General features: G+C 44.8%; 9 protein-coding genes. 2 read left to right on the forward strand and 7 right to left on the reverse strand.

What is annotated here, in order from left to right; genetic code table 11:
- The first annotated feature begins 2 nt into the window (after positions 1–2).
- The gene (locus KUA46_RS01545; protein WP_218486796.1) at positions 3–2,246 is read left to right on the forward strand and encodes a DUF2357 domain-containing protein; all 2,244 of its coding nucleotides are present in this window, start codon (positions 3–5) and stop codon (positions 2,244–2,246) included.
- Positions 2,247–2,362: 116 nt separating this feature from the next.
- On the opposite strand, the gene KUA46_RS01550 is transcribed toward KUA46_RS01545, so the two are convergent.
- Positions 2,363–3,229: an SGNH/GDSL hydrolase family protein gene (locus tag KUA46_RS01550; protein WP_254881214.1), complete on the reverse strand. Its 867-nt coding sequence runs from the start codon at positions 3,227–3,229 to the stop codon at positions 2,363–2,365.
- 180 nt (positions 3,230–3,409) lie between these two features.
- Between KUA46_RS01550 and KUA46_RS01555 the strand changes: the two genes are divergently transcribed.
- Complete coding sequence (locus KUA46_RS01555) at positions 3,410–4,570, forward strand: MFS transporter (RefSeq protein ID WP_218486795.1); 1,161 nt, start codon at positions 3,410–3,412, stop codon at positions 4,568–4,570.
- Between the two features lie 276 nt (positions 4,571–4,846).
- Here the strand turns inward: KUA46_RS01555 and feoB are convergent, their stop codons facing one another.
- The 6 genes from feoB to KUA46_RS01585 form a co-directional block, all read right to left on the reverse strand.
- The gene (gene feoB / locus KUA46_RS01560; protein ID WP_218486794.1) at positions 4,847–7,378 is read right to left on the reverse strand and encodes a ferrous iron transport protein B; all 2,532 of its coding nucleotides are present in this window, start codon (positions 7,376–7,378) and stop codon (positions 4,847–4,849) included.
- 476 nt (positions 7,379–7,854) lie between these two features.
- A complete protein-coding gene (locus KUA46_RS01565) occupies positions 7,855–8,475 on the reverse strand; it encodes an outer membrane beta-barrel protein (RefSeq protein ID WP_118139201.1) in 621 nt (206 codons plus the stop codon).
- 2 nt (positions 8,476–8,477) lie between these two features.
- The gene (locus KUA46_RS01570) at positions 8,478–9,062 is read right to left on the reverse strand and encodes a hypothetical protein (protein ID WP_217746044.1); all 585 of its coding nucleotides are present in this window, start codon (positions 9,060–9,062) and stop codon (positions 8,478–8,480) included.
- 70 nt (positions 9,063–9,132) lie between these two features.
- Positions 9,133–12,471, reverse strand: coding sequence for a preprotein translocase subunit SecA (gene secA, locus KUA46_RS01575; protein WP_022120998.1), 3,339 nt, complete (start codon positions 12,469–12,471; stop codon positions 9,133–9,135).
- 223 nt (positions 12,472–12,694) lie between these two features.
- The gene (locus KUA46_RS01580; protein WP_228112481.1) at positions 12,695–13,054 is read right to left on the reverse strand and encodes a hypothetical protein; all 360 of its coding nucleotides are present in this window, start codon (positions 13,052–13,054) and stop codon (positions 12,695–12,697) included.
- 67 nt (positions 13,055–13,121) lie between these two features.
- Entirely contained in the window at positions 13,122–14,465 is a 1,344-nt protein-coding gene (locus KUA46_RS01585; protein ID WP_218486793.1) for an Lnb N-terminal periplasmic domain-containing protein, read from the reverse strand.
- Between the last annotated feature and the right edge of the window lie 23 nt (positions 14,466–14,488).

Here is a 14,488-nt window from a genome sequence, read left to right on the forward strand (position 1 = left end):
TAATGGAACTTTTAAGAATCAAGCATCACGACTTTGTGATGACCATAGAATGCACCAAGTTTGATGCTATTTGGGATAAAGCGAAGAGGAATGTGGGGGAAGACAAACTTTCCTCCACATATTCCTGGTCGGATGGTGTTGAACTGGTGGAGCGGTATTTGAATGACCAATCCACTTCTAAGGTGATATTAAAAGATTCTTCTGCTCCTGCCATATTCTTTGATAATGCAGACTATCCGATATGGGTGGAGTTTGAGGAAAAGAATGATGCCAAGATTGTAGAGGCACATTTTGGTTCCATCTTGCAGAATGATAACGACAGGTTCAGTTTCCGTCATGGTATGTTGGCTGGCTTTCTGAATTTCGGCAATGAGATAGGACGTTCTGAAATCTGTTTTGATTATATTGTTAAGAGGAAGAAATCAGATGGTGTATCTTCTGAGCTCATCAAAAGAAAATTTTCATTCTCCTTCGAGGTGTTGAGTACCAAACTGGATTATCATTCTCATTGGAAGAAAATTGTAGAGGATATTGAGCAAGAGTATCGGATGCTCTCGCTTGATTTTCTAAAACGGACCTATCATAGCTTTGCTCCTGATAAACAGGGAGAAACACCAGAGATTATATGGTGGAGTATCTTTGCTGGTGAACAAAAGAAGTTCTTGGAGGCTTGTCGGCACATTATCGACCGACCACGTCATCGCTTGCATGGCAGGGAAACTTATCTGCGGGCAGATAAGGTGCGCCGAGTTCCTATGTCTCTTGAAAATGAAATAGCTGAGCATCGCAAAGAACCCGCTCATCTTTATCGTATCACCGAAAAAATAGAGTCGAATGATACCCAGGAAAATCGATTTCTGAAATTTGCTTTATCGCAGATTACGAGTAAGTATGAACTCTTAAAGACTCGTATAGAGCAGGTTAAGGAGGTTTCTGATGCTACTAAGCAAGAACTTCAGGCAACTTATGTTTCCCTGAATCGATTAAGGAAAAATCCTTTCTTCCGAACTGTTGGGCGTTTCAAGGGGTTGAATCAGGAAAGTATGGTTCTTCAGAAAGCTACGGGATATAGTCAGGTTTATCGGACTTGGAATTTGCTCCGTAAGGCTTACTCTCTAAATGAAGGCATCTATCGGTTGCAATCCAAGGACATCGCCACGCTTTATGAAATATGGTGTTTCATAGAGGTGAGCCACATAGTAAAGAAGGAGTTGAATCTGGATATGGATGATGTGGAACATCGCAACCGAATGGAACTGAATGGTCTGTTTACCTGGGAGTTGGGTAAGGGAGAGCATTCTCGTATTCTCTTTAGAAAAGATGGGGTAGAACTTGCCGAATTGGTATATAATCCGAAAAGTACGGAGCAGACCAATGATTGTATTGGAATGCAGAATCTGATAGTGCCAACGGTTCCTCAGAAGCCAGATATAGTGTTGCAACTTACCAAGAATGATTTGCAGAAAGATATGAAGATGACTTATCTCTTCGATGCGAAATATCGGATAGCCAGCAAGAATGCGAGTGGAGTAGATGTGCCACCGGATGATGCCATCAATCAGATGCATCGTTATCGTGATGCCATTTATTATCGTGATTATGTTGAGGCTCCGTTAAAGAAGGAGGTGATAGGCGGATACATTCTTTTTCCTGGTGATGGTGAACCGGCTGATGTGGAGGTTTCAAAGTTCTATCAGACTATTAAGGAGGTGAACATTGGTGCTTTTCCGCTTCGGCCGAACGATAGCGAAAACAGAAAGTTGCTTGAAGGTTTTATCCGGGAACTGATAGAAACGAAGGCTAAGGATACTGTGCAACATGTGATTCCGCAGAAGGGAACTGTAATGGAAGTGGATAATCGGGTGTTGGTTGGTGTGGTTCGTCCGAGTCATCGGCGTGGGTATGAAAAGAGTTTTTTGAATCAATCTGCCACCTTATATTATACGGGTGCCAAGTTCCCGTCAACCATAGCATTGCAGGATCTTCATTATTTCGTGCCATATATTAAGGGTAAGGGGATTCGTGATGTGTATGAGATTGTAAGAATGAGAACCATTACGGGTAAAGAGGCAAAGCAGGATGAAGGGGCTGATGCAACAGATGATTTGCGTTTGGCCTTTGAACTTCGTATTTCTCGCCAGTTGTATAAGGAATATCGCATGATTGATGTCTTGCAAATGAAAGACCTGACGTTTCTGGATACGACATTTAGCGATATTGATGGTTATGTTTCATCGCGTATATAGAAAAAGTTTTTCTATTTTATTGTCACATCTGCCACGCAGATTGTAAGTGATTGATACACAGAAAGAAATGGGTGACAATAAGACGTATTCTTATTGTCACCTATTGCCACGGATTTCTAGAAGACGCAAGGCAATGCAGAGAGCTGCTGCATGATGGTCTTAGCCATGCGGGAGTGGCCGGCATCATTAGGATGAAGACGGTCGGTATCCGGTTTGTTAAACATCTGCGCACCAGCATCGTAAAGAGGGAAGAGACCGGAAAGGGAGTTGAGGTCGATGACCGGAACTGCCCAGACATTGCCTGTTTCCTTGATAGCTTTCACGTATTCATCGAAGAAGATGCCACGCGCATTCTCGTACATCTCATCTGGCTGGATGTTCTTGTCACCACTGGCAAAGAGAGCACGATGCACAGGAGTCATCACCACGATTTGCTTGGTAGGATACATCTGCTTCAACTTCGACATGGCGATGTTGATGCGGCCTTTCAATGTATTCTTGTCCATGCAGAAGTGGCGGTGGCGGCGCTGTACTATTTCGCTTGGCTTGTGGCGGGCTACTCTCACGCTGTCGAAAGTCTCCGTATACCATTCGCCTACAGGCACACCGTTGTTGTAATCGTTGGTACCCATAAAGATGAGGATGGCATCGAAATCATCACCATGTTCCTTCTGCAGTTGGTCTGCCTGACGGGGAATATCGTTCCACTGTCTGCCGCTCACACCATAAACGTAAGGGGTGATGCCGAGCCAATCCTGCAGGAATCCCCAGTATTTTACTTTTGATGCCTTGATGTTAGGGTCGGTGATGGAGTCGCCGAAGTAAGCCACCTTCTTTCCCTTCCAGGGATGCTGAAGGTTCTTGAATGCCTTTTCTTTTTCGGCAATTTCTTTCTTGCTCATCGCCTTCTGGGCGAAGGCGGGTAGGGTTGGCATCGCCAGAGTGAGGGCGAGTGCCAGGGTAATCATTGTTTGTTTCTTCATTGCTAGTTTGTTTTTAATTTTTTTTCTGAGTGCAAAGGTACGGCAAAAATCTCAAACGGCGCAACATTTATTGTTCAAATATCAGTCTTTTTCTGTTTTTTTTTGTAATTTTGCAGCCGCTAATAGAAATGAGTATTTATAATAGGTATATTATTAAGGATGACAGTCAGTTTGAGTAATTTGAGTAATTTAAGTGATTTGGCGCGCAAGCGAGTGGCGGTTGCGGCTTATTATTTTGTGCCGGGAGTAGTGTTTGCCAGTTGGGCAAGCCGTATTCCGGATGTAAAACAGATGTTGCATCTGAGCAACGGCCAGTTGGGAACGGTGCTTTTCGCCATTCCTATCGGCCAACTTCTGATGATGGCTTTCTCGGGTATCCTGGTGAGTAGATTTGGCAGCAAGAAGATGCTGGTTCTCTCTGAGGTGCTCTATGCCCTGGTTCTTTTCTGCATCGGTAGCAGTACTACGGTTTTTCATCTGATTTTGAGTCTTATTGCTTTCGGAATGATGGCGAATCTGATGAACATTGCCACTAATACGCAGGCATGTCTGGTAGAGAAGATGTATGGGCGCAACATCATGTCGTCGTTTCATGGTCTGTGGAGTCTGGGCGGATTCTCCGGTGGTATCATCGGTGCCATCTTTGCCAATACTTTACTCCCGATAGATGTCCACTTTGGAACTATCCTGGCTCTGAGTATTCTCATCATTGCTGTCGGTTTCCGCTTTCTGATTAATGATGTCATGGCGAAAGCAGAAGAGGAGGATGTTCCAAAGTTCTCTTTCAAGACCATCGACCCGATTCTGTTCCTTTTGGGACTGATGGGATTTGCAGGCATGTTCTGTGAAGGTACCGTTTACGATTGGAGTAGCGTATATTTTTCATCAGTAGTAAAACCCGATGAGGCTTTTATCCGTGCGGGCTATGTGGCTGGTATGGGTGCGATGACGTTGGGTAGATTCATGGCTGATGGGTTTGTTACGAAATACGGCCCAGCCAGAGTATTGAAGGTTTGTGGTGGTTTGATATTGGGCGGTTTGTGGCTGGCTGCTGCCTTGCCTTATCTCATTCCTGCCACCTTGGGTTTCCTGCTGGTAGGTTTCGGCATCTCTTCGTCGGTTCCTATCTGTTACAGTATCGCCGGAAAATTGGGAACCATCAAGGCGAGTATCGCCATTACCATCGTTTCGAGCATCAGTTTCTTCGGTTTCCTGGTAGGACCTCCGGTTATCGGATGGCTTGCTGAGGCTACCGGTCTCCGCATTGCCATCAGCATTGCCGCCTGCCTGGGTCTGATGATAGCGTTTGTTGCCGCAAAGGTAGGAAAGAGATTATCCTGAATAAGGAAACGGTTGATGTCTTCTAATGATATGATTGATGTCGTTCAGGTATATGACTGATAACGTTCTAGTATATGACTAAAATCTTCCGAACAGTTACTTGAAGTTTTTCAGATATATAGAATAAGTCTTCTGGATATATTATATAGTAAGCCGCACAACAGCTGATGTGCGCTTGCACAACAGGTGTTGTGCGAGCGTCGTTCAGCTGTTGTGCGGCTGTCGTTCAGGTGTTGTGCGCTCTCTTTGTTTGTTTTCTTAAAGCAGACACCTTGATTAGATAAACAAACTTCCTATCTGGAAGACCAGGGCTGATACTACCCATGCCAATAGCGTGGTGTAGCCGGCGGCGAATCCTGCCCATTTCCAACTGCCCGTCTCGCCCTTGATGGCTGCTATCGTGGCGATGCAAGGGAAGTAGAGCAATACAAAGAGGAGGAAACAGTAGGCGGTGAGCGTTGCCTTCGCTGCTGCCTCGGCATCGCTGTAACCGTAGGTCTTCTTCAGGTCGGAAGTCATCTGCTTCTTCAAGACTTCGTATTTTCCGTCTTCATCGTTGTAATCCTGATCATCAGAGAAACTGTCGTTGTTGCTGTAGAGCACGCCCATCGTTGAGGCAACAATCTCCTTGGCACCTACACCGGAAACCAAGCCCACATCCAGTTTCCAGTCGAAACCCTGTGGGGTGAAGATAGGCTCGATGGTCTTACCGATTCTGCCGATATAGCTCTGTTCCTGCTGAGCCTGGTTATCAAGTTCTTCATTATGAGGAAAGTAACCCAAAGCCCATACGATGATACTTGCCACAAGGATGATACCACCCATCTTCTTCAAGTACTGCTTGCCCTTTTCCCAGGTATGGCGGCCTATCGCCTTCCAGGTAGGGAAGCGGTAAGGAGGCAACTCCATTACGAACGGGGTATCTTCGCCCTTCACCACGAAACTGGCAAAGATGCGGCTCAATATCACGGCTAGGAAGATGCCGATGAGATAGAGCGATACCATGATGAGTGAACGGTATTGGATGGCAAAGAACGTTCCGATGACCATGATGTAGATTGGCAGACGAGCAGAACAGCTCATCAATGGCAGAATCAGCATCGTAACCAGACGCGAACGGTGACTCTCGATGGTTCTCGTTGCCATCACGGCAGGTACGTTACAGCCGAATCCCATAATCAGCGGAATGAATGATTTGCCATGCAGGCCCATCTTGTGCATCAGCTTATCCATGATGAAGGCGGCACGAGCCATATATCCCGAATCCTCCATAAAAGAGATGAAGAAATACAGAATCAGTATCTGTGGCAGGAATACGATGACCGCACCAACACCACCAATCACACCATCTACCAGCATATCCTTTACAGGTCCGTCCGGCATCGTATTGCTGATGAAATCGCCCAGCCAGACCACGCCGTCCTCAATCCATCCCTTAGGAATCTCGCCCAGTACGAAGGTGGCTGAGAACATGATGAACAGCAGGAGAACGAAGATTGGGAAGCCTACATATTTATTGGTCAGGATGCTGTCGATGAGGTGGGTTACCTGATAGGTATCCTTCGCCTTGCCCGGTTCATAGCCTGCTTCCTGCAATGCGCCATGGATAAAACCGTATTTGGCATCCATGATGGCGGTTTCGCTATCCTCCAGGGTCTCTTCCTTCACACGCTTGGCTGCCTCATCACGGGCTGTGAAGATTTCCTTTGCTGAATTCAGATGGCTTACGTATTCCTCAGCGTGCTTATCATTCTCCAACAACTTGATAGAGAGGTATCGGGTAGAGTAGCGCTGGCGGATGGAATCATCTGCCTTCAGATATTTCTGGATATGCTCGATACCATGTTCTATCTCATGTCCGTGGTTGATGTGGATATGGCGATAGTGAGCGCTGGAGTCTTCCTTGCCTTCGTAGAGTTCGATGATGGTTTCGAAGAGCTTGTCCACGCCTCGGCCATTGGTGAAGACGGTAGGAATCATCGAGATACCGAAGAGTTCGCCCAGTTTGTCGTAATCGATGTTATCGCCACGCTTCTCGGTTTCATCAAACATATTGAGGGCGCAGACCATGCGGATGTGCATATCTATCAACTGTGTGGTGAGATAGAGATTGCGCTCCAGGTTGCTGGTGTCGATGACGTTGATGACGATATCCGGCGTATGCTCGATGAGCTGCTTGCGCACATAGAGTTCTTCTGGAGAATAGGCTGAAAGCGAATAGGTGCCCGGCAAATCTACCAGATTGAAGTGGTAGCCGTTGAAATCGGCTTCACCTACTTTCGCATCCACGGTTACACCGCTATAGTTGCCTACGCGTTCGTGAGCACCCGAAGCAAAGTTGAAGAGGGAAGTCTTACCGCAGTTTGGATTTCCCACCAGTGCCACGTTGATGACGCGGTGGAGTCGTTCAGCTTCCTGTTCAGCCAGGGCTTCGTTGCTGGCATTGTCTTTTCTTTCAGCTACGAGCATCTTGTCGCCGAGCGCCTGCTCGTCGCTATCGTTGGAATCTACTACTTTTGAGTCAATTACCTGTTGGCGGTCTTCTTCTTCCGCCTTGTTGAGCTTTGCATCGTTCTTGGCTTCATCAATGGAAACCACCTCGATATGGTCGGCTTCGCTGTGGCGGAGTGACACCTCGTAACCCATAATCTTGTATTTCACTGGGTCCTGGAGTGGGGCGTTAAGGAGTACATCTACCTTCTTGCCCTTGATGAATCCCATCTCGATGACTCTCTTTCTGAAGCCACCGTGTCCTGAAACCTTGACGATGACGGCGCTTTCACCTGTTTTAAGTTCTGATAATTTCATATATCTTTCCTTGTTTTAATCTTGTTCTTTTCTTTGGGGCATGACCTCATGGTCAGCTCTTTTTTTCTTTTCGACTGCAAAAATACTAATAATTTTTTGCAACTTGGTAGCAATAATGTAGTTTTAAAACAAAAATACCTAGAAATGATGAGAGTATCATCAAATCTACGTATTCTTATCATTATTTCTGATGATGAATGTTTAAAGGTGACTCTTTACCAGAATAATATTATGAGTCCACTTGAAAAAGTCAGAGCACTATCAACTAAAAGTTAAACAGCAAAAAAAAGCCCCAAATAGGTTCTTTTGTGCTATAAAGTTCATACAGAATAGTTCTTCTTATGCTTTTAAGTTTTAAACTGTAAGCATTTCGAGGTGCCCCTCTGTTTTGATGGCACTTTTCAAGGTGTCTCATACTATAAAATGCAGAAACTACATGATTAGCTATTGCGTAGTCTTAATCCAAGGCTTTTTGTTTAGCGATTAAAAAAGTAAGATATGTTTAATAAAAAACTCTTTTCCTTTGGGTTTTCTAAATTCCATATATCTTTAGTTGGCTTTATTATACTTTGGACTGCACCTATTCCGATTTGAAAATTAGTAATATTGATGCCTATGTTTCCTTGAAATCCAAAATCAAATCTTTTGTATGCTCCACAAGTAAATAAATCATTTTTGTCGTTTTCTAATTCAGCGTAGTCGATATTGTAATTGCCAAATAAGCCATAAGCTAAGTATGGTCCAAAGTCAAAAAATATATTACTTTTTGTATTTATTATTAATTTATATCCGATTGATATTGGAATTTCTAAGTAATAGGTATGTGTAGTTCTTGTATGTTTTTCTTCTTCTATGTCGTAAATGTCGTCTTTCCAACCTTTTTCTGATATTTTTAGCTTGGAAGTAAAATAAAAGTTTCCAATTCTATTTTGGTTGAAATTATATTCTCCAATAAAACCAATCGCCCATCCTATATGGGTTCTGTATTTTTGGGGTTGATTTATAGCAATATGGCTAGTTATTCCATATTGAAATTTTTGTGCATAGCATGCTATGCACAAAAATAATCCGCTTATGAGAATCAATTGTCTTTTCATATCTATAAATTTATAAGATTATAGCACCATACAACTTCTTCTGGTTTACAAGGATACCAAAGGTCATATTTTATGCCAGATAGGTCTGAAATGATATGATAAATTTTTGTAACAAATGTGATGGTGTTTCCACTTTGATTGCTTGAGTATCCTCTTTCAGATGAATTCGTAGGGTTGAGACCACAATTTGGGGATTCTGCTGGTGAAAAGAAAAATTTGGTTCCTAAACCATCAATAGTCTTGCTATAATTTACTGTATAGAAATCCATTAAATAAATCTGTTGGTAAATACCCAATTTTTTAGCAAGTTCTTTGGTTATTGCAACTTTTTTAGCTTTAGAAGTCGTATATGAAGTGTATCCTGTTAGAGTGTAAGGTGTAACGGATGCACGTGTTTGTGGAAGCTTTGAGTTAGAATTATTCCATGTTTTGTAAATGTTGTAGTCGTTAGCACTTTGGATTTCTAATTGAATTATGTCATTAGATTTAGATGTGCTGTTCGACATCAAGTCTTCTGCAGTGTTATTTTCACAGCCAGTGAATAATACTGCAATAGTGCCAATTAATGTAAAAATGTTTTTTTTCATTGTATATTATTTTTTTTATTATTAAAGGACATTGAGTGTATGCGGGCATACGCTCAATGTCTATTAGATATTACAGATTTCTGCCGTGGCAGTTCTTAAACTTCTTGCCGCTTCCGCATGGACATGGGTCGTTAGGACGTGGCATGTGCTCTGCACGGTAAGGAGTACGGTTTACCTGTGCGCCCTCTCGGGTATCCTGGTTAGCAGCTGCCTCCTGTGCCTCACGCTCTGCATCCAAATCTACCTTGCTCTCTACATAGTTCTGCTGAGTGTGCTGCTCAGGAGCTGCCTCCTGAACTGGTTGCTCTTGCTCCATTACTGGAATCTGGCCACGCATCAGGATACTTGCAATACGGTCGTACATGTCATTGATCATGGCATCCCAAACCTTGGCACTCTCCAACTTAAAGATGAGGAGAGGATCCTTCTGCTCGTAGCTTGCATTCTGTACAGAGTGCTTCAGTTCGTCGAGCTTGCGGAGGTTCTCCTTCCAGTCGTCATCGATAATCTGGAGAACAACGCTCTTCTCAAACTCCTTCACTACGTTCTTAGCCTCGCTCTCGTATGCCTCCTTGAGGTTGCAAGGAATATTGTACATGCGCTTGCCGTCTGTGATAGGCACCATGATGCGCTCGTATATAGCACCCTGGTTTTCGTATACCTGCTTGATGATAGGCATAGCTGTAGCCTGGATGCGGTCTGTCTTACGCTTGAATGTGGCCATAGCCTCCTGGAAAGCACGCTCTGCCAAATCCTCACGTCTGCCGTTCTCATACTCATCCTCGTTGAATGGAATCTCCATAGCGAGAACTTTCAGAAACTCTTCCTTGGCACCGAAGAAGTCGTTGTTGTTGACGATGTTCAATACGCGGTCCCAGATGATGTTGGCTATATCCATACCGATACGCTCACCCATGAGGGCGTGGCGACGCTTCTCGTAGATCACGGTACGCTGACGATTCATCACGTCATCATACTCCAAGAGGTGTTTACGGATACCGAAGTTGTTTTCCTCAACCTTGCGCTGAGCACGCTCGATACTCTTGCTGATCATTGGGCTCTCGATACGCTCGCCATCCTCGAAACCGAGACGGTCCATTACCTTGGCGATACGCTCTGAAGCGAACAGACGCATCAGCTTATCCTCCAATGATACATAGAATACAGAAGAACCTGGGTCACCCTGACGACCGGCACGACCACGGAGCTGACGGTCTACACGGCGGCTCTCATGACGTTCTGTACCGATGATGGCAAGACCACCTGCAGCCTTTACCTCTGGAGTCAGCTTGATATCGGTACCACGACCTGCCATGTTGGTAGCAATGGTTACGGCACCCTTACCGTTTACTGAGCGACCTGCCTCGGCTACAATCTGAGCCTCCTGCTGGTGCAGCTTAGCGTTCAATACATTATGAGGAATGTTGCGCATCTTCAACATCTTGCTCAACAACTCAGAAATCTCGACAGATGTTGTACCTACCAAGACTGGGCGGCCAGCATTACGTGTTTCCTCGATTTCGTCGATAACTGCACGATATTTCTCGCGGGCAGTCTTGTATACACGGTCATCCAAGTCCTTACGCTGGATAGGGCGGTTGGTTGGAATCTCAACAACATCGAGTTTGTAGATATCCCAGAACTCACCTGACTCTGTACTTGCTGTACCGGTCATACCTGCGAGTTTGTGGTACATACGGAAGTAGTTCTGAAGTGTGATGGTAGCAAAGGTCTGTGTAGCAGCCTCTACCTTTACGTGCTCCTTAGCTTCAATAGCCTGGTGCAAACCATCGCTCCAGCGACGACCTTCCATGATACGTCCTGTCTGCTCATCCACAATCTTCACCTGTCCGTCCATGACAACATATTCGTCGTCCTTATTGAACATGGTGTAACCCTTCAGGAGCTGCTGCAAGGTGTGAACACGTTCGCTCTGTACACCATAGTGAGCCAGCATCTCGTCTTTCTTGTCAAGACGCTCCTGGTCGGTAAGGTCTGTACGTGCCTCGAGTTCACTCATTTCTGTTGTGATATCAGGCAATACGAAGAGCTCCTTGTCGTTTACCTGTTTAGCCAACCAGTCGGTTCCCTTATCGGTAAGGTCGGCAGAATTCATTTTCTCGTCTACTACGAAGTACAATGGCTCAGTAGCCTTAGGCATCTCACGGTTGTTGTTTGCCATGTAGTACTCCTCGGTCTTCAGCAGACCAGCCTTGATACCTTCCTCAGAAAGATACTTGATCAATGGCTTGTTCTTAGGCAATGCCTTGTAAGAACGGAAGAGTGCGAGGAAGCCTTCATCAAGGAGTTCCTGATTCTTAGCTTTTGTACCTTCGTTAATCTTCTGCTTAGCCTCGGCGAGCAATTCTGTAGCCTGCTTGCGCTGTACCTCATAAAGTTTCTCAACCAATGGCTGATACTGCTCAAACATCTGGTCGTCGCCCTTTGGAATAGGACCAGAGATAATCAATGGAGTACGGGCATCATCAATCAATACTGAGTCGACCTCATCGACGATGGCGTAGTTGTGCTGGCGCTGTACCAGATCGGCTGGGTTGGTAGCCATGTTATCACGAAGATAATCGAAACCGAACTCGTTGTTGGTACCGAAGGTGATATCTGCCAGGTATGCCTTGCGGCGCTCGTCGGAATTAGGACGGTGCTTGTCGATACAATCTACAGAGAGACCGTGGAACATATAGAGAGGTCCCATCCACTCAGAGTCACGCTTAGCCAGATAGTCGTTCACGGTAACGACGTGAACACCATTGCCAGTCAAGGCATTCAGAAAGATAGGTGTTGTACCTACAAGGGTCTTACCCTCACCGGTAGCCATCTCGGCAATCTTACCCTGATGGAGAACAACACCACCGAAGAGCTGTACATCGTAGTGAATCATTTCCCACTTCATATCATTACCGCCGGCTGTCCAGTGGTTGTGATAGATAGCCTTGTCGCCATCGATGGTAACGAAGTCGTTAGCTGGATTAGAAGCTAGCTCGCGGTCGAAGTCGGTAGCAGTAACTATTGTTTCCTCGTTCTCAGCGAAACGGCGAGCAGTATCCTTAACGATAGCGAAAACCTGAGGCAAAACCTCGTTGAGGGCTTCCTCATACTTGTCGAGTGCTTCCTGCTCTAACTTGTCGATCTGGTTGAAGATACCTTCACGCTCATCGATAGGAGTGTCTTCAATTTTAGCCTTGAGTTCAGCAATCTTAGCCTTCTCTTCCTTGGCGTACTCCTGTACGTACTTCTGAAGTTCTTTTGTTTTTGCACGAAGTTCGTCATTGCTTAAGGCCTGCATCTTAGGATACTCTGCCTTGATCTTTTCTACGATTGGCTGGATCAACTTCATATCGCGAGTTGACTTGTTGCCAAACAATGACTGGAGAATTTTGTTAAAGTTCATTGTATATTTATTTTTTATTATTATTCGAAATATAGGAGTTAAAGAAGTTAAGGAGTTAAGACAAATGCTGCTCTGTTAGTCCTTTTTTCCTCTTCTGCTTTTTCCTGTTGTTTATTACTAGCTTGCAAATTTACTAAAAATATCTGTAAATCTGCAAGGAATTGCCAATTATTACCTGTTTTTATGGCAAATCTTCTGAGTTTTGCTTACGGAAAGCATAAAATCAGCAGTCTGGACCTCGAATAACAATACTCCCATACGGAACTTTGTATCTATGCTCCGTAGGGGAATCATAATAAATATGTGAATGAATGTCTGTCAGAATGTCAGAAGAATTGGCGGCAAGTGTTGCCGACAGAATAGGATGATGCGTAGCGATGCTCTCATCTTCTGATGCCGCTTTGATGGCTTTGAGCACGCAGAGAATGTCCTCCTCCAATGCCTTCGCCTCCGGTTGCTGGATGAATTCATCGTAGGATATATCCGTAAGCGCAAACTTCAGCGCCTGCTGATAAGTCTGCGCCTCCATGCCGGTTGCCGCCAGGACAACCAAAAGGGCTGTGATATATCTGTTTACCATCATTGTTGTTTATCTTCTTCTGCTCGGAAACGATGTTGTGCCAATCGTTTCCTTACGTATATTTTAATGTCTATTTATTCTTTCTGAATTTCTTTACGATATGCTTCTGCAAGCCATAATTGTTTGGACTTAAATCCATCATGGTCGACTTGACGCAGTATCTCGCTAGCAAAGAAAGTGCCAAAATACTCATACCCTCAGCATAGTTCTGCCATATCTGCATGAACAGGGCAATGAGCAGAAGCCATCCCAGGAGTTCGAAATACCAATACTGACGACCTGCTTTCATCCTCTTGACAGTCTTCCAGACAAAGATGAGGTTGAGCGGATTCAGTATCAGAATCTGGAAATTTATCTGTACAGTAGGATGCTGCGAGAAGATCATGGTAAAGAGAATCAGTCCCGGTAATCCTGTCAGAACAAGCAGGATGGCATCAAACCACCAGTAGTTTTTCTTTTTTACACATTCTCTTACCGTTGTTCCTATGATGATGATTGCCAGAGCTATGGCTATCATTTGTGGTGTAACAGGAGCATCGTCTGTTATTTGTGCCTGGGCTGGGATAATATCGGATGTTTCATCTACCAGAGTGATATAGCCGCTGGCACTTGTTGCATTGGTCTTGCCGTCTGCAGTCTGAGATGCATCAATAAAGTCGGTTCTTCCTTCTGTGGCAAAGTCTTTGCTCAGATTGTCTGGCAAGAATTCCCATTCTCTTTGTGTTATAGGGCGGTCTGCCTGACAACCCAAAAGGAGGTCATTGCCGAATTTTGCCCAGCGGTGCTGTCCGTTGAGCTTGTGAATCTCTTCCCTGTAGGTAGAAGGGGTAGGGATATCTTTAAAGTTGGTACTCTGGTTTCCAATGTTGGAGAGAATCATCTCGCGTGCCCGGGTCGTACAGTTGTCATAGAAGAAATTGTAGCGGTATACGCGGTTCTCCGGCTGTGCATTCTTGTCGATGCTTCTCAGAATTCCCAGTTTCTCTGTACGGGAGAGGCGGAGACGTTGCTGTCTTACCCATCTGCCTTCATGTGCATATTCGGCAATGAAGTCGCTCATCGGGTAGATGCCAATCTGATAATCGGTGAGCCCGAAAACAAAACGGAGTACGAAGCAACTTTGGTTAAAACTGAACATACCCCAGTTGACGGCAACATCCGTTCCCATAGCTTTGTTCTGGATGCGTAGAGCGGTATGTCCATAATACGACCACACCTCCTGACCTGGTCCGCAAGTCAGGAGAGAAATGTCAACAGAATCGAGCCACGCAGTAGCTTCTTCATTGACACGACTGTTCTGCACAGAAATATCAGAGTCCTTGTCTCTTGAAAAATCCTGTGCAGCCACTTCAGTAGTTAAATTGATTAAAATTACTGCTAAAATGGCACTAAAAATATGCTTAAAACGTTTCACGATGCAAAAATACCTTATTATTT

The organism is Segatella copri (genome assembly GCF_019249765.2).
Taxonomy (GTDB): domain Bacteria; phylum Bacteroidota; class Bacteroidia; order Bacteroidales; family Bacteroidaceae; genus Prevotella; species Prevotella copri_K.